Genomic DNA, 16,876 nt, shown 5'->3' with positions numbered 1-16,876 from the left:
GCGTTAACCTTCTGGCAGCACCTGCGCCTCGGTGGAGAGAAGTTGCAAGTCATTCTCATTTTCGTTGACAGTTGAGAATGATTTGCAATAACGGTAAGGCAAGGACACCAGCAAACGGAGAATCGCATGTTCACCCATCTGCTCAAGACGGCATCAGTGGCGACCCTGGCGGTCTTTGCCGCGAATGCCGCGATTGCCGAGGACAAGATGAAAGTGGTCACGACCTTCACCGTTCTTGCCGATATGGCGGCCAATGTGGCAGGCGAGGCAGCCGAGGTTGTGTCGGTCACCAAACCGGGGGCGGAAATCCACGGCTACGAGCCGACGCCGCGCGACATCGTGCGGGCTTCGGACGCGGATCTGATCCTTTGGAACGGGATGAATCTTGAGCTGTGGTTCGAACAGTTTCTATCCAACATGAAAGATGTGCCCTCGGTCACCTTGACCGAAGGGATCGACCCGATCCCGATCGCCTCGGGGGCGTATGAGGGCAAGCCCAACCCGCATGCCTGGATGGGGTTGGACAACGCGCTGATCTATATCGACAACATCGCCGAGGCTTTTGCCGAACATGACCCGGAGAACGCGGCGGTTTACGTAAAGAACGCAGGTGATTACAAGGACAAGCTGCGTGCCACCATTGAACCGCTGCGCCGCGCCATCGCCGAGATCCCCGAGGACAAACGCTGGCTGGTGACCTGCGAAGGTGCCTTCAGCTACCTGGCGCGTGATTTCGGCATGAAGGAGCTGTATCTCTGGCCGATGAATGCCGATCAGGTCGGCACCCCGCAGCAGGTGCGCAAAGTCATCGACGGGGTGCGTGCAAATGACATCCCGGTGGTGTTCTGCGAAAGCACCGTCAACACTGCGCCTGCCCAGCAGGTTGCGCGCGAAACCGGGGTTGCCTATGGCGGCGAGCTGTTTGTCGACTCGCTGAGCGAGGCGGACGGTCCGGTGCCCACCTATCTGGACCTGCTGGAGGTGACCTCGCAGACCGTGGTCCGGGGTCTGGCGCAGGTGACCAACTGACACACGTTGCAGTATATATTCGCCCCGCGGTGTCCAGCCGCGGGGTGTTTCATTTCACAATGCACGCATTCTGTGTGTAACTCTGCGGGATTGCCGAATGTTTGACGCCAGCGAGAGCCACGAGATGAACACCAGCGCCGCCGCCCGCGGGATTGCCGCCAGAAACGTGACGGTCACGTACCGCAATGGCCACACCGCCCTGTGGAATGCCAGCTTTGACATCCCGCGCGGCACGGTCACGGCGTTGGTTGGGGTCAACGGCGCGGGAAAATCGACCCTGTTCAAGGCGATCATGGGCTTTGTGCCCGCCGCTGAGGGCGAGATCCGCATCTTGGGGATGACGGTAAAACAGGCGCTGCGGCAGAACCTGGTCGCCTATGTGCCGCAGTCAGAGGAGGTGGATTGGGCCTTCCCGGTGCTGGTCGAGGACGTGGTGATGATGGGGCGCTATGGTCACATGGGCTTTCTGCGGCGTCCCAAGGCGGCTGACCATGCGGCGGTGGATGAGGCGCTGCGCCGGGTCAACATGCAGGATTTCCGCCACCGCCAGATCGGCGAGCTGTCCGGTGGACAGCGCAAGCGGGTGTTCCTGGCCCGCGCCCTGGCGCAGGACGGGCAGGTGATATTGCTGGACGAACCCTTTACCGGCGTTGACGTGAAGACTGAAGAACAGATCATCGCCCTGCTGCGGGAGTTGCGCGACGAGGGGCGGGTGATGCTTGTCTCGACCCACAACCTGGGCAGCGTGCCGGAGTTCTGCGACCGAACGGTTCTGGTCAAGGGCACGGTTCTGGGCTTTGGCCCGACGGAAACCACCTTCACACGCGAAAACCTGGAACACGCCTTTGGCGGGGTGCTGCGCCATTTCACCCTCGGCGGCGAAGCGCTGCATGAAGATGGCGACACGCGCAAGGTGACCATCCTGACCGACGACGAACGTCCGTTTGTGCAATATGGTGAGAAGACCCAGACCAGCAAGCGCAAGAAGCAGTCAGGAGACGCGGAGCCGGGCAGGGGGAAGGGCAAGCCATGATCGAATACCTGCTGGAGCCTTTTTCCTATGGCTATATGACCAACGCGATGTGGGTCTCGGCGCTGGTGGGTGGGGTCTGCGCCTTTTTGTCGGCCTATCTCATGCTCAAGGGCTGGTCACTGATCGGCGACGCGCTCTCGCATTCGGTGGTGCCGGGGGTGGCGGGCGCCTATATCCTGGGGCTGCCCTTTGCGCTGGGCGCCTTCATCGCCGGCGGGTTGGCGGCGGGGGCAATGCTGTTTTTATCGGAGCGTTCAGGCTTGAAGGTGGATGTCATCATCGGGCTGATCTTCACGTCTTTTTTCGGTCTGGGGCTGTTCATCGTCTCGATCAGTCCGATGTCGGTCTCCGTGCAAACCATCACCATGGGCAACATTCTGGCCATCACGCCAGAGGATACGATGCAGCTGGCGATCATCGGCTTTGTCTCGCTGGTGGTGCTGGTGGCCAAGTGGAAAGATCTGATGGTCACCTTCTTTGATGAAAACCACGCCCGCACCATCGGGCTGCGCCCCGGCCTGCTCAAGGCGGTGTTTTTCGTGCTGCTGTCGGCCTCGGTGGTGGCCGCGATGCAGACGGTGGGGGCGTTTCTGGTGATCGCCATGGTGGTGACACCCGGCGCCACGGCCTATCTGTTGTGCGACCGTTTCCCACGGCTGATCCTGCTGTCGGTTTTGATCGGCGCGCTGACCAGTTTCTTCGGGGCCTATGCCAGCTATTTTCTGGACGGGGCCACTGGCGGTATCATCGTGACGCTGCAGACGCTGATTTTCTTGACGGTTTTTGTCTTTGCGCCGAAACACGGGCTGCTCGCGGCCCGGCGCAAGGCGCGGGCGGCGCTGCGGCGCGGGCCTGCGGCACAGCAGGAGGGCGTGTGATGGATATCGAAACCCTGCTGATGCCGTTTCAGTTCGCTTTCATGCAGAACGCCTTTCTGATCTCGGTGATCGTGTCGGTGCCGACGGCGCTGCTGTCGTGCTTTTTGGTCATGAAGGGCTGGGCGCTGATGGGCGATGCGGTCAGCCATGCGGTGCTGCCGGGGATCGTTCTGGCCTATATTGTGGGCATTCCGCTGATCCTGGGCGCCTTTGCGGCAGGCATGCTCTGCGCCGTGGCCACTGGTTTTCTGTCTGGCAACAGCCGGGTCAAGCAGGACACGGTGATGGGCGTGGTCTTTTCCGGCATGTTCGGCCTGGGCATCGTCTTGTATGTCTCGGTCGAAACCAACGCCCATCTCGATCACATCCTGTTCGGCAACATGCTGGGGGTCGAACCGCATGAGCTGTGGACTGCCGGGGTGATCTCTGTGGGGGTGGCGGCGGCGCTGCTGCTGAAGTGGAAGGATCTGCTGTTGCACAGTTTCGATCCGGCGCAGGCGCGGGCGTCTGGCCTGCCGGTGACCGTGCTGCACTATGGTCTGCTCGCCGCGCTGTCGCTGACCATCGTCGCGACCCTGTCGGCGGCGGGTCTGATCCTGGCCATCGGCTTGCTGATCGCGCCGGGGGCCATTGCCTTCCTGCTGGTGCGCAGGTTTGGCACCATGTTGTGGGTATCCGTTGTGGTCTGCATGGGCTCGATGCTCGCGGGGACCTATGCCAGTTTCTATCTGGACAGCGCACCTGCACCAACCATTGTGCTGATCCTGACCGCGGTGTTTGTGATCGCGCTGATGCGGCGGCTGGCGCTGACCCGCCGCATGTCGACGCAGCGGGCCAAGGACACCGCAAACGCAGGCTGAGGGCAGGCATGCCAGCCTGCCCCCTTTGCATCAGGTTCAGAGCCCCAACGCGCTGAGCCCCGGATGATCCGCCGGGCGCGGGCCGAGTGGCCAGCGGAACAGGCGCGCTTCCTCAGTGATTTTCAGGTCGTTGATCGAGGCGAAGCGATGCGCCATGCGGCCGTTTTCGTCGAACTCCCAGTTTTCATTCCCGTATGACCGGAACCACTGGCCCGCTGCATCCTGCCACTCATAGGCAAAGCGCACGGCGATGCGATTGTCGACAAAGGCCCACAGCTCCTTGATGAGGCGGTAGTTGGTCTCGCGTTGCCATTTGGCGGTCAGGAAGCGGTGAACGTCTTCGCGGCCCTGCGGGAATTCGGCTCGGTTGCGCCAGTTGGTGTCCAGCGTATAGGCCGGCGCCACCTTGTCGGCGGAGCGGCTGTTCCAGGCATCTTCGGCTGCACGGACCTTGGTGATGGCCGTGTCACGAGTAAAGGGCGGCAGTGGCGGGCGGGGCTGTTCGTTCATTTTATGTACCGATCTGTTAACCTTCACTTATGGTGTACAGATCGGTACGTAAATTGCAAGCGGCAGTTTGGCGGACGTATCAGCGTCGCGGGCGTGTTCAGCACAGGCGGGAAGGGGCTGGCGAACAGGATATTTCCGAAACGCGGATAAAGTGCGTATGGTCGGCGTGGGAGGATGATGGATTTGGCTTCAGAAACGCAACATGCCGCGCGGGTGGTCGACATTGCACGGCAGCCGGGGGCAGCAGCCCGGTCGCGACTGGCGGCATCCTGGCGGAGGTCGCTTGATCACCACGGGCTGGACCCAGGCCAGCAGCGCGGCGTGCAGAGGATCGCTGCACAGGCCCTGGCAGACCGCCGCGACCGCAGCGAGCCAATGATGCGACTTGCGGCACCGAAACTTGATGCGCTTTTTCAACTCGTGTGCAGGTCCGGCTGTGGCGTGTTGCTCACTGATGCCGAGGGGGTGGTGCTGGACCAGCGGACCGCCAGCGGCGACGTCGCAACCTTTAAGGCCTGGGGGCTGACGCCGGGCGCGGACTGGTCGGAAGCCTCTGAGGGCACCAATGGCATCGGCACCTGCATCGCTGAGGCGCGTCGGGTGATCATCCACCGAGACCAGCACTTTCATACCCGCAACACTGGCATGAGCTGCATGGACGCGCCGATTTTCGGCCCGGAGGGAGAGCTGATCGGGGCACTGGACGTGTCCTCTGGGCGGGCGGATCAGACCGAAGCCTTCAACCGGCTGATTGCGGCGACGGTCACCCAGACCGCCCGGCAGATCGAGACGGACAATTTCCGCGCGGCCTTCCCCGGTGCCCGGATTGTCGTGGTTGACACCGGCGACAGCGAATCGGCAATGCTGCTGGCCGTCGATCAGGATGATCTGGTGTTGGGGGCAACCCGAGGTGCACGCCGGGCCTTCGGTTTGCGCTTGTCGGGCCCAATTGCGACCCTGCCGGCCTCGGATCTGTTGGGCCGCGAAGAGGGGCCCACAGGGTTCGAGAAGGCGGCACGCGCTGCCGTCAACCGGGCACTGTCCCGTGCAAATGGCAATGTGTCGGAGGCGGCCCGCAACCTCGGGATCGGCAGGGCCACGTTGTACCGGCGGATGAAGCGGCTGGGGATCGGTGGACGCGAGGGGTAACCTGTCTCACTGCTGAGACAGATCGTGACCGCAGTTGGGGCCGACCGGGCTGACCGGAGCCGGACTGGCGCGCATCCTCTTTGGCATTCCCGGCGGAGGACCGGGGCTGAAGGAGGAACCCATGAACGAACAGACCCAGATTACCAAAGAGCATATGTCCCCGTTCAAGACGCGTTACGACAATTTCATCGGCGGCGAATTCATCCCCCCGGCAAAGGGGCAATATTTCGACAACATCACCCCGATCACCGGCGCCAAGGTCTGCGACGTGGCGCGGTCCACTGCGGAGGATGTTGAACTGGCGCTGGATGCAGCCCACGCCGCCAAAGATGCCTGGGCTCAGACATCTGCGGCCGAACGCTCGAACCTGCTGCTGAAAATCGCCGACCGGATCGAGGAAAACCTAGAGCTGATTGCCACGGCGGAAACCTGGGACAACGGCAAGCCGATCCGGGAAACCACAGCAGCGGATATTCCGCTGACGGTCGACCATTTCCGGTATTTCGCAGGGGTGCTGCGTGGCCAGGAAGGGGCGATGTCCGAGATCGACCATGACACGGTGGCCTATCATTTCCACGAGCCTCTGGGCGTTGTTGCTCAGATCATCCCCTGGAACTTCTCGGTTCTGATGGCGGCCTGGAAACTGGCTCCGGCGCTGGCGGCCGGCAACTGCGTCGTTTTGAAACCTGCCGAGCAGACCCCCGCTGCGATCATGGTTCTGGCCGAGGTCATTGCCGACCTGCTGCCGCCGGGCGTGTTGAACATCGTCAACGGCATGGGGCCGGAGGTTGGCGGTCCGTTGGCGAGATCTTCGCGAATCGCGAAGATCGCCTTCACCGGCTCGACCGAGACGGGGCGGATCATCATGCAGGCCGCGACGGAAAACCTGATCCCGGTCACACTGGAGCTCGGCGGAAAGTCGCCGAACATTTTTTTCTCGGACGTGATGGCCGAAGACGATGCCTTCCTAGACAAGGCGATCGAAGGGTTTGTGCTGTTCGCCTTCAACCAGGGCGAAGTCTGCACCTGTCCGTCCCGGGCCCTGATCCAGGAGGATATTTATGAAGAATTCATCGCCCGTTGCATCGCGCGGGTGAAGGCGATCAAGCAAGGCGATCCGCGTGACATGGCCACAATGGTCGGCGCCCAGGCCAGCCAGGAACAACAGGACAAGATCCTGTCTTATCTGACCATCGGCGTTGAAGAAGGTGCAGAGGTTCTGACCGGCGGTGGCGCTGCGCGGTTCAACGGCGACCTGTCAAACGGCTATTACGTGCAGCCGACCATTTTGAAAGGCCACAACAAGATGCGGGTCTTTCAAGAGGAGATCTTCGGTCCGGTCGTGTCGGTTACCACCTTCCGCGATGAGGCAGAGGCGCTCGCCATTGCCAATGACACGATGTATGGCCTCGGCGCTGGGGTCTGGACGCGCGATGGCACCCGCGCCTATCGATTTGGCCGCAACATCGAAGCGGGACGTGTCTGGGTGAACAATTACCATGCCTATCCGGCCCACGCAGCCTTTGGCGGGTACAAGCAATCCGGTATCGGACGGGAGACCCACAAGATGATGCTGGATCACTACCAGCAGACCAAGAACATGCTGGTCAGTTACAACCCGAATAAACTGGGCTTCTTTTGACGCTGGCCGTCAGGTTCCGCACCGCTTTTCCGTAAACGGGCTGTGAAATTTTCCGCGCGTCAATTATTGTCGCAGGAAGATTTTGGGCAAGGCCACATCGGCCTTGCCCCGCAACAGCAAAGCGAGCGCCTGCATGGAAGACCGTAAGATAAGAAACATGGAAGAGTTCGCAGCGCTCAGCGGTATTTCGCGGCCGACGTTGTCGAAATTCTTCAATGACCCTTCCAGTGTACGGGCGTCGACCAGGCAGCGTATTGAAGCGGCGCTTGATCGCTATGATTATCGCCCCAACCTCTATGCGATCAACCAGAACCGAAGACTGACCAAGAACATCGGCATCGTCGTGCCTTATCTCGCCGACCCGTTCTTTGCCGAAATCGCGCGCACCATCGAGGCCCATGTTCTGAACATGGGGTATCGCCCGGTGTTGCTGGGATCGCACGGCGACGCCGATCAGGAGATCGAGAACCTGGAAAACCTGCGCTTGCTCAAGCCGGCGGGTGTGCTGCTTGCCCCGTTGGGGCGGCGCTCGGACCAGGACCGGATTACCGCGTTCTGCCAGGATGTCCCGACGGTCCTGTTCGATGCCACCGTGGGTTCCGCTGGGGCGGCCTTTGTGGGGTCTAACAATAATCAAAGTATTGGTTTGATTGTGGACTACCTGTGCCGGACCGGTGAGCCACCTGCATTCTTCGAAATGAAGGATCCGGCGAACCCGAACGCGCATAAACGGCGCCATGCCTATGTCGCCGCGATGGAGCGTTTGAACCATACTCCGCACCTGATTCAGGCCCCTGGGACCGGATGGGAGTTTGAAGAAATCGGTTTTCTGGAAGGCACCCGTGTGGTGAGGGACCGGAACCTTCCAACCAACACCATCCTGTGCAGCAACGACCGTCTGGCGATTGGCGTTTTGTCGGCAGCCTATGAGGCCGGGATAAAGGTGGGGCTCGGCGCGGATTGCAGCATGCGGGTTGCCGGGCACGACGATCACCCGTTTTCCCGCTTTACCTGCCCGACACTGACCACGGTTTCACAGGACTATGAGGCGATCGCCCGGAAAAGCGCCGAAACGCTCAGGGCCGTGATCGAAGCGGGAAATCCGAACGATTCGCGCAAGGAAACCCTTTTCGATGGCCAGTTGGTCATGCGGGGATCTGCCTAAGCTGCTGAAAACGCAAGCTGTACGGTTAAACTTTACGCGCGTAAAGAATTAAATTGACGCTAGGTCGCCATCGGCGGTAACCTTGAAGCCAACATCTGAACAGGGAGGTAGAAGATGTTTGCGAAAAATGCATTGAGTGCGGCAACGGCGCTATCGTTGCTTGCGGTCGGGGGCGCATCTGCTGAGACCATCACAATTGCCACCGTGAACAATGGTGACATGATCCGGATGCAGGGTCTGACCGACGATTTCACCGAAAAGACCGGCCATGAGGTCGAATGGGTGACGCTGGAAGAAAACGTGCTGCGCCAGCGTGTCACCACCGACATCACCACCAAGGGTGGCCAGTTCGACATCATGACCATCGGCATGTACGAAACCCCGATCTGGGGCGCGAACGGCTGGCTGGTCCCGCTGGACGACCTGTCGGCGGAATATGACGCCGACGACATCCTGCCCGCCATGCGCGCAGGGCTCAGCCACGAGGGCACGCTTTATGCCGCCCCCTTCTATGGCGAAAGCTCGATGATCATGTACCGCACCGACCTGATGGAGCAGGCCGGCCTGGAGATGCCCGACGCCCCGACCTGGGAATTCATCCGCGACGCCGCCGCGGCGATGGATGATCCAGAGGCGGACATCAACGGCATCTGCCTGCGCGGCAAGGCCGGCTGGGGCGAGGGCGGTGCCTTCATCACCGTCACCGCCAACTCCTTCGGCGCACGCTGGTTCGACGAGGACTGGAACGCCCAGTTCGATCAGCCCGAGTGGAAGGAAGCGCTGGAATTCTACGTCAGCATGATGAACGACTACGGCCCCGCGGGCTATGCCACCAACGGATTCAATGAAAACCTGTCGCTGTTCCAGCAGGGCAAATGCGGCATGTGGATCGACGCCACCGTGGCGGCCTCCTTCGTGACCAATCCCGACGACTCGCAGGTCGCCGACAAGGTGGGCTTCGCTCTGGCGCCGAACAAGGATGGCGTAAGCAAGCGCGCCAACTGGCTCTGGGCCTGGGCCCTGGGCATCCCTGCGGGCTCCCAAAAGGCCGATGTGGCGAAGGAGTTCATCGAATGGGCAACTTCTAAGGAGTACATTGAGCTGGTCGCCGCCAAAGAAGGCTGGGCCAACGTGCCGCCCGGTGCGCGCATCTCTCTCTACGAGAACGCCAACTACCAGGAAGTGCCTTTTGCCGCGATGACGCTTGAATCGATCAAGGCCTCCGATCCGGAGAACCCGACAGAAAAGCCGGTGCCCTATGTCGGCATCCAGTTCGTCGCCATCCCCGAATTTGCAGGCATCGCGACCGAGGTGAGCCAGGAGTTCTCTGCCGCCTATGCCGGTCAGCAATCGATCGACGAAGCGCTCGAGAAGGCCCAGGCCATCACCAACGAGGCCATGGAAGCCGCCGGCTACCGCTGAGACACACGCGCTCCCCAGCCCGGAGGGCCATGCATTCTTCCACCTTGGAGGACGATGCATCCCCTCCGCCCCGGAGAGCGGCGCTTCCGCCGCTCTCCGGCCCAGTCCCCAGAAACGGGCATGCCCCCGAAAATCGCATGACCGTCCCGCACCAACGTTCCGCATGATCGCCCCAAGCGGCCCCTGCCGCTGACGGAGGAGGTACACCCAATGACTACGCAACAGCCCCAATCCACGCCCCCCCTCGGCATGGACCCGGCTGCAACCAAGCCCAAAGGCCCGACCGCGGCGGCCGCGCAACATGGCGGCACCCGCCACGCCCGCACCGCCGCCAGGCTGATGATGGCGCCCGCGGTGGTGCTGCTGCTGGGCTGGATGCTGGTGCCGCTGACCATGACGCTCTATTTCTCGTTCAAGAAATATCTGCCGCTGCGCGGCGGTGATCTGGGCTGGGTCGGCTTTGACAACTACGTCCGCTTCGTTTCCTCCAGCGCCTTCTGGCCCAGCGTGCAGGCCACGCTGGTGATCGTCGGCGGTGTGCTCGCCATCACCGTGGTCTTCGGTGTGCTGCTGGCGCTGCTGCTCAATCAGCCGATGTGGGGCCGCGGCATTGTCCGCATCCTGGTGATCGCGCCCTTTTTCGTGATGCCCACCGTTTCTGCTCTGGTCTGGAAGAACGTCTTCATGGACCCGACAAACGGCCTGCTGGCGCATCTGTGGCGCGCCTTCGGGGCCGAGCCGATGGTCTGGCTGACTGAGGCCTCGACCCAGTCGATCATCCTGATTGTCAGCTGGCAGTGGCTGCCCTTTGCGACGCTGATCCTGCTGACCGCGATCCAGTCGCTGGACAGCGAACAACTGGAAGCCGCGGAGATGGACGGCGCGCCGCCGGTGAAACGCTTTGGCTATATCACCCTGCCGCATCTGTCGCGCGCCATCACCGTGGTGGTGCTGATCCAGACCATCTTCCTGTTGTCGATCTTCGCCGAGATCTTTGTCACCACTCAGGGCGCCTTTGGCACCAAGACACTGACTTATCTGATCTTCCAGCGCGTGCTGGAGAGCCAGAACATCGGGCTCGGCTCTGCCGGAGGGGTCTACGCCATCATCCTCGCCAACATCGTTGCTATCTTCCTGATGCGCATCGTCGGCAAGAACCTGGACGCTTAAGGAGGCCCGCATGGCACGTGCAATCACATCGCAACGCAAAGTCCTGAATACTGCCCTGGCCTGGGGCGTGGGCCTCTTGATCTTCTTTCCGATCCTCTGGACCATCCTGACCAGCTTCAAGACCGAAGCCCAGGCCATCGCCGATCCGCCCGTGTTCCTGTTCTTCGACTGGACGTTGGAGAACTACACGGTGGTGCAGGAACGCTCCAACTATGGTCGGTTCCTGTGGAATTCGATCGTCATCGCCGGCGGCTCCACCATCCTCGGCATCCTCATCGCGGTGCCCGCCGCCTGGTCGATGGCTTTCGTACCGTCTAAACGAACCAAGGACATCCTGTTGTGGATGCTGTCCACCAAGATGCTGCCTGCCGTGGGCGTGCTGTATCCGATCTACCTGATCTTTATCAAAATGGGGTTGCTGGACACCAAGGTGGGACTGGTCATCGTGCTGATGCTGATTAACCTGCCGATCATCGTCTGGATGCTTTACACCTACTTCAAGGAAATCCCCGGCGAAATCCTGGAGGCCGCCCGGATGGATGGCGCTACCCTGCGCGAAGAGGTGCTGTATATCCTGACGCCCATGGCCATTCCCGGCATCGCGTCGACGCTGCTGCTGAATGTGATCCTTGCCTGGAACGAAGCCTTCTGGACGCTTAACCTGACGGCCGCCAAGGCGGCACCGCTCACCGCTTTCATCGCCAGCTATTCCAGCCCCGAAGGCCTGTTTTACGCCAAACTCAGCGCGGCCTCGACCATGGCCATCGCTCCGATCCTGATCCTTGGCTGGTTCAGCCAGAAACAACTCGTCAGCGGCCTCACCTTTGGCGCCGTGAAATAAGGAGACACGCTTATGGGACGTATCACTTTGGACAAGGTCTCCAAGAGCTTTGGCGACGTGCAAGTCATCCCACCCCTGGATCTGACCATCGAAGATGGCGAATTCACGGTCTTTGTCGGCCCCTCGGGCTGCGGCAAGTCCACCCTGTTGCGGCTGATCGCCGGGCTGGAGGACGTCAGCTCGGGCCAGATTCGCATCGACAAGCAGGACGCAACCAATGTGCCCCCGGCCAAGCGCGGCCTCGCCATGGTGTTCCAGTCCTACGCCCTGTATCCGCATATGTCGGTGCGCAAGAACATCGCCTTTCCGATGCGCATGGCGGGCATCCCGGCAGAGGAGCAGGAGCGGCGCATCGAGGGTGCAGCCCGCGCGCTGAACCTCACCGATTATCTGGACCGCCGCCCGGGCCAGTTGTCCGGCGGCCAACGCCAGCGGGTCGCCATTGGGCGTGCCATCGTGCGCGAACCTTCGGCCTTTCTGTTTGATGAACCCCTGTCGAACCTCGACGCCGCGCTGCGGGTCGGCATGCGGCTGGAAATTTCCGAGCTGCACGAACGGCTGGAAACCACGATGATCTATGTCACCCACGACCAGGTCGAGGCGATGACCATGGCCGACAAGATCGTGGTGCTGCATGGTGGCGTGATCGAACAGGTCGGCTCGCCACTCGATTTGTACCACAGGCCGCGCAACAAGTTCGTCGCCGGTTTCATCGGCTCGCCCAAGATGAATTTCATCGAAGGCGAAGAGGCCGCCAAACTGGGAGCCCATACCATCGGCGTGCGCCCCGAACACATCGAGGTCTCGGGCGAGGCCGGTACATGGTCCGGTGTGGTCAGCGTATCGGAACATCTTGGCTCCGATACGTTTTTCCACGTCCATGACACCGGGTTGGCCGACACGATCACCGTGCGTGCTGGCGGCGAAGTGGGCTATCGCCACGGTGATCGGATCTTCATGACCCCGCGTGCCGATGTGATCCACCGCTTCGACGCTGACGGGCTGCGGATCGCATGAGCGTGCCCGCGATCTGCTGCTGGACAGGTGAACAATGGAAATGCTGATGGAGCGGCACATGGCAAATCACCCCCCTGTAAGGCTTGGCCTGGATGCGCTACGGGATTTGCCCGAGGCTGTCATGCGCCCGCAATACGACCGCGCTGCGCTGTCTGCGGGAATCATCCATGTCGGGCTGGGAAACTTTCACCGTGCGCATCAGGCTTGGTATCTGCATCGGCTGATGCAACAGGGGCTGGCACAGGACTGGGCCATTCTTGGCGCCGGGGTGCGCCCCTACGATACCGCCATGCGACAAAAGCTGCTGGCGCAGGACTGCCTGACGACGCTGATCGAGCTGGCGCCGGGCCGTGTCTCGGCAGAAGTGACCGGCGCGATGGTGGATTACCTGCCGATCGAGGATGGCAACGGCGCTCTGATCCGCGCCATGCGCGACCCGGCGATCCGCATTGTGTCGCTGACGGTGACAGAGGGTGGCTATTACCTCGACCCGGATAGCGGCGGATTGGATGTCAGCCATCCCGACATCCGCTACGACGCGGCCAATCCGCAGGCTCCGCGGACTGTGTTCGGTGCCATCGTGGCGGCGCTGAAAGCCCGTCGCGAGAGCGGCGCTGGGCCTTTCACCGTGCAGAGTTGCGATAACTTGCGCGGCAATGGCAGTGTCGCCCGACAGGCGGTGGTGACGCTGGCACGTTCTTCCGATCCGGCGCTGGCGGATTGGATCGACCAGCACTGCAGCTTCCCAAATTCCATGGTTGATTGCATCGTGCCGGCCACCGGACCGGCGGAAATCTCTTTGGTTCAGAAATTGGGGATTGCGGATGCGGCCCCCGTCACCCATGAAAACTACCGCCAGTGGGTAATCGAGGATGATTTCTGCGCCGGGCGACCCGATTGGGACAAGGCCGGAGCGGTGTTCACCCCGTCCGTTCACGACTACGAAGCGATGAAGATACGCATCCTGAATGCAGGCCATCAGGTGCTGGCCAATGTCGGGGAGCTTTTGTCGGTTGAAACCATTGCCGATTGCATGGCGCATCCGCTGATTGCGGCTTTGTTCCGAAAGGTTCAGCACGAAGAGATCGTGCCCGGCGTGTCCGCGGTCCCAGAGATGACGCCGCGCGCCTATGTGGGCCTGATTGAGCAGCGGTTTTCCAACCCTGCCATCCGCGACACGGTCCGGCGGGTCGCCTTTGACGGCTCGGCGCGGCACCCAGGCTTCGTGCACCCGGCCCTGCGGGATGCCCTGACCGCGGGCGGACCCGTCGCGGGGCTGAGCCTCGTCGAAGCGATGTGGGCCCGAATGTGTGCGGGAACGCGCGAGGACGGCAGCGAGATCGAGGCGAATGACCCCCATTGGGGTGATCTTGCCACTGTTGCACGGGCCGCGAAGTCACGCCCGCGGGCTTGGCTTGAGCAACATCACATCTACGGTAACCTCGTCGAAAACGAGCTGTTCGCGGCAGAGTTTTCACGCTGGCTGAGCCTGATTTGGTCGCATGGCAGTGAAGCGGCTTTGCGGGCCTACCTTGACGGGGAAGACGGCGAGCGTCCGTAATTGAAAGCCGGGGGGGGCTGGGGAAATCCCACGCCCCTCCCGCGGCCTAGGGTGTCGTGCCGCGCTGGTTTGGCGCTTTTGATCGGCGCGAGGCTGTCGCGCTGCATCTGCTGCGGTTGGTTGGACCGGCGAGGATCTGTTTCAGATCCGATTCGTGATCGTGGGCACACTTGCGGACGTATGATTCGCGCGGTGACGACTGCGGACGTCGTGCGCAGCCGGTCGGGCTGGTCGGCTGGATAAAACGCGCACCGAACGTCGCCCACAGCCGCTGCTGCGGCCGCATTGTTCCAAAGTGGCCGGGGCGCCCGCCCTGATATCCGATAAACGTTGGGCTGACTATAGAGCGCGCTGTAGCGGAGAGGCTTCAGGCGCCCGAGCATGCACTAAAAATCGTTGCACTTCAGCGAGCTGGCAATCTTGCTTCTGATTTTCTTGGGAAACTGGTGCTGCTGGAGAGAATTGAACTCTCGACCTCTCCCTTACCAAGGGAGTGCTCTACCTCTGAGCTACAGCAGCGCCGGTGAGGGGGCTTTTAGGCATAAACGCGGAGGGGCGCAAGAGCATTCTGGACGGTTTTTTCGCACTAAGTTACAGAAGTCTTATGGCAGAGAAGAAAACACCCAAAAACGCTGATTCAGCAGCCTCTCGCGAAGACCGGCTGAAGGCCGCGCTGAAGGCCAATATGGCGCGCCGCAAGGCGCAGGCCAAGGCGCGGGCGGTGCAGCAGGACCAAGATACAGGCAAGGACGGAGAACAGGGCTGATGGATTCGATTCTGGTAACGGGCGGTGGGCCGCTGAACGGGCAAATCCCGATCGCAGGCGCCAAGAACGCCTGTCTGACACTGATGCCGGCAACATTGCTGAGCGAGGAACCGCTGACGCTGACCAACGCACCACGGCTGAGCGACATCAAGACGATGACAACGCTGCTGCAGTCGTTGGGGGCCGAGGTCTCCAGCCTTCAGGACGGTCAGGTGCTGGCAATGTCCAGCCACGATCTGACGAGCCACGTTGCCGACTATGACATCGTGCGCAAAATGCGCGCGTCCAACCTGGTGCTGGGTCCGATGCTGGCGCGGTTGGGGCAGGCGGTGGTGTCGCTGCCCGGCGGCTGCGCCATCGGGGCCCGGCCGATGGACCTGCATATCCACGGGCTCGAGGCGCTGGGGGCTGAGATCGAGCTGAAAGACGGCTACCTGCATGCCAAGGCGCCCAAAGGTCTGAAAGGCGCGGTGATCGAACTGAGTTTCGCCTCCGTCGGGGCCACCGAAAACATCATGATGGCAGCGACACTGGCCAAGGGCACCACGGTCATCAAGAACGCCGCGCGTGAGCCGGAAATCGTGGACCTGGCCGACTGCCTGCGCAAGATGGGCGCGCAGATCGAAGGCGATGGCAGCCCGGACATCACCATTCAAGGTGTGGACCGTCTGCATGGCGCGACCCATCAGGTGGTGACGGACCGGATCGAGCTGGGCACCTATATGCTGGCCCCGGCGATCAGCGGTGGCGAGGTGGAACTTCTAGGCGGACGCATCGGGCTGGTTGGTGCCTTCTGCGAGAAACTGGATGCGGCCGGCATCCAGGTGACGGAGACCGAAAAGGGGTTGAAGGTCCGCCGCACAAATGGCCGCGTCAAGGCGGTGGATGTGGTGACCGAACCCTTCCCCGGTTTTCCCACCGATTTGCAGGCGCAGATGATGGCGCTGATGTGTACGGCCGAAGGCACTTCTGTGCTGGAGGAAAAGATCTTTGAGAACCGGTTCATGCACGCGCCGGAGCTGACGCGCATGGGCGCGCGCATCGACGTGCATGGGGGGCACGCCACAGTCACCGGGGTCGAACGCCTGAAAGGCGCGCCGGTGATGGCCACCGACCTGCGGGCCTCGGTGTCGTTGATCCTGGCAGGTCTGGCGGCGGAGGGCGAAACCGTCGTCAGCCGGGTCTATCACCTGGATCGCGGGTATGAGCACGTGGTGCGCAAATTGTCCGGCGTGGGTGCCCGCATTGAACGGGTCCGGGATCAATGACGCAGGACGCAAGTTTTGAAGACGGTCGCGAGGTTCCGCTGAATCTGGGCGCGTTGGACCCGGAGGATCTGAAAGTGCTGTCGTCGCTGGCGCAGGACGCGGTCTTTCCGGTCACGGAAATGAGTTGGCGCAAGGCACAGCGCCGCTTTGCCCTTCTGGTGAACCGGTTCCGCTGGGAAGACCGGGACGCCGCCGAACGCCGCGGCCGTGTCTATGAACGGGTGCAATCCCTGCTGGTGGTGGACAATGTCCTGGCGGTGGCCTCGCAGGGGGTGGACCGCAGCGACCGGGACCTGGTGCTGTCCCTGCTGTCGATCGGATTTGAACCCGGTGAGGATGGCGCAGGCCATGTGCTCCTGACGCTCGCGGGAGATGGCGCCATCCGGTTGTCGGTTGAGGCACTGGAAGTCTCATTGCGCGATGTGACGCGGCCCTACCGGGCGCCGTCTGGCCAGGCACCTGACCACGGCGCCTGACCATTTTTGCGCGCCCAAGGATCCGCAGCGCGGCAAAGCGGCCCGGCGACGGCATATTTCTTGAGGCCGCCGGATGTTGCCGCTATGCG

General features: G+C 61.9%; 16 protein-coding genes and 1 tRNA gene. 15 read left to right on the top strand and 2 right to left on the bottom strand.

Translation table 11 applies throughout. From position 1 onward, the window contains the following. The first annotated feature begins 126 nt into the window (after nt 1–126). The 4 genes from AC0IPL_RS12355 (at nt 127) to AC0IPL_RS12340 (ending at nt 3,800) form a co-directional block, all read left to right on the top strand. On the top strand, nt 127–1,029 hold the full coding sequence (locus AC0IPL_RS12355; protein WP_474274827.1) for a metal ABC transporter substrate-binding protein: 903 nt from the start codon (nt 127–129) through the stop codon (nt 1,027–1,029). 97 nt (nt 1,030–1,126) lie between these two features. Then, nucleotides 1,127–2,062, top strand: a complete 936-nt coding sequence (locus AC0IPL_RS12350) for a manganese/iron ABC transporter ATP-binding protein (RefSeq protein ID WP_474274826.1) — start codon at nt 1,127–1,129, stop codon at nt 2,060–2,062. Then, nucleotides 2,059–2,940 carry a metal ABC transporter permease gene (locus AC0IPL_RS12345; protein ID WP_474274825.1) on the top strand — a complete coding sequence of 294 codons (882 nt, stop codon included), beginning with the start codon at nt 2,059–2,061 and terminating at the stop codon, nt 2,938–2,940. The genes AC0IPL_RS12350 and AC0IPL_RS12345 overlap by 4 nt, the downstream gene beginning before the upstream one ends. Further along, the gene (locus tag AC0IPL_RS12340) at nt 2,940–3,800 is read left to right on the top strand and encodes a metal ABC transporter permease (RefSeq protein ID WP_474274824.1); all 861 of its coding nucleotides are present in this window, start codon (nt 2,940–2,942) and stop codon (nt 3,798–3,800) included. Before AC0IPL_RS12345 ends, AC0IPL_RS12340 begins: the two co-directional genes overlap by 1 nt. Nucleotides 3,801–3,836: 36 nt before the next feature. Here the strand turns inward: AC0IPL_RS12340 and AC0IPL_RS12335 are convergent, their stop codons facing one another. Beyond that, nucleotides 3,837–4,310, bottom strand: coding sequence for a nuclear transport factor 2 family protein (locus tag AC0IPL_RS12335; protein WP_474274823.1), 474 nt, complete (start codon nt 4,308–4,310; stop codon nt 3,837–3,839). A gap of 177 nt (nt 4,311–4,487) precedes the next feature. On the opposite strand from AC0IPL_RS12335, the gene AC0IPL_RS12330 reads away from it, so the two are divergent. From AC0IPL_RS12330 to AC0IPL_RS12295, 8 genes are all read left to right on the top strand, one after another. Then, nucleotides 4,488–5,459, top strand: coding sequence for a GAF domain-containing protein (locus tag AC0IPL_RS12330; RefSeq protein WP_474274822.1), 972 nt, complete (start codon nt 4,488–4,490; stop codon nt 5,457–5,459). A gap of 121 nt (nt 5,460–5,580) precedes the next feature. After that, entirely contained in the window at nt 5,581–7,101 is a 1,521-nt protein-coding gene (gene adh / locus AC0IPL_RS12325) for an aldehyde dehydrogenase (RefSeq protein WP_474274821.1), read from the top strand. 133 nt (nt 7,102–7,234) lie between these two features. Next, entirely contained in the window at nt 7,235–8,266 is a 1,032-nt protein-coding gene (locus tag AC0IPL_RS12320) for a LacI family DNA-binding transcriptional regulator (RefSeq protein WP_474274820.1), read from the top strand. 114 nt (nt 8,267–8,380) lie between these two features. After that, nucleotides 8,381–9,688 (top strand): ABC transporter substrate-binding protein, encoded by a 1,308-nt coding sequence (locus AC0IPL_RS12315; RefSeq protein ID WP_474274819.1) that lies wholly within the window; start codon nt 8,381–8,383, stop codon nt 9,686–9,688. Nucleotides 9,689–10,027: 339 nt separating this feature from the next. Then, nucleotides 10,028–10,858 (top strand): carbohydrate ABC transporter permease, encoded by an 831-nt coding sequence (locus AC0IPL_RS12310; protein WP_474274875.1) that lies wholly within the window; start codon nt 10,028–10,030, stop codon nt 10,856–10,858. 10 nt (nt 10,859–10,868) lie between these two features. Then, on the top strand, nt 10,869–11,699 hold the full coding sequence (locus AC0IPL_RS12305) for a carbohydrate ABC transporter permease (protein WP_474274818.1): 831 nt from the start codon (nt 10,869–10,871) through the stop codon (nt 11,697–11,699). Between the two features lie 12 nt (nt 11,700–11,711). Further along, complete coding sequence (locus tag AC0IPL_RS12300) at nt 11,712–12,716, top strand: ABC transporter ATP-binding protein (protein ID WP_474274817.1); 1,005 nt, start codon at nt 11,712–11,714, stop codon at nt 12,714–12,716. A 58-nt stretch (nt 12,717–12,774) separates the two neighbouring features. Then, complete coding sequence (locus AC0IPL_RS12295) at nt 12,775–14,277, top strand: mannitol dehydrogenase family protein (protein ID WP_474274816.1); 1,503 nt, start codon at nt 12,775–12,777, stop codon at nt 14,275–14,277. Nucleotides 14,278–14,721: 444 nt separating this feature from the next. Here AC0IPL_RS12295 and AC0IPL_RS12290 read toward each other — a convergent pair. Continuing rightward, a tRNA-Thr gene (locus AC0IPL_RS12290) sits at nt 14,722–14,796 on the bottom strand. Between the two features lie 85 nt (nt 14,797–14,881). On the opposite strand from AC0IPL_RS12290, the gene AC0IPL_RS12285 reads away from it, so the two are divergent. From AC0IPL_RS12285 to AC0IPL_RS12275, 3 genes are read left to right on the top strand one after another with little or no spacing between them, the layout of a single operon-like run. Beyond that, nucleotides 14,882–15,043 (top strand): hypothetical protein, encoded by a 162-nt coding sequence (locus tag AC0IPL_RS12285; protein ID WP_474274815.1) that lies wholly within the window; start codon nt 14,882–14,884, stop codon nt 15,041–15,043. Next, a complete protein-coding gene (murA, locus tag AC0IPL_RS12280; RefSeq protein ID WP_474274814.1) occupies nt 15,043–16,311 on the top strand; it encodes a UDP-N-acetylglucosamine 1-carboxyvinyltransferase in 1,269 nt (422 codons plus the stop codon). Before AC0IPL_RS12285 ends, murA begins: the two co-directional genes overlap by 1 nt. Next, the gene (locus tag AC0IPL_RS12275) at nt 16,308–16,787 is read left to right on the top strand and encodes a DUF2948 family protein (protein ID WP_474274813.1); all 480 of its coding nucleotides are present in this window, start codon (nt 16,308–16,310) and stop codon (nt 16,785–16,787) included. The genes murA and AC0IPL_RS12275 overlap by 4 nt, the downstream gene beginning before the upstream one ends. The last annotated feature ends 89 nt before the right edge of the window (nt 16,788–16,876 follow it).

The sequence above is a fragment of the Leisingera sp. SA32 genome (genome assembly GCF_056033425.1).
Note: the sequence above shows the minus strand (reverse complement) of the source record. Positions and strands in the feature narration are given on the sequence as shown.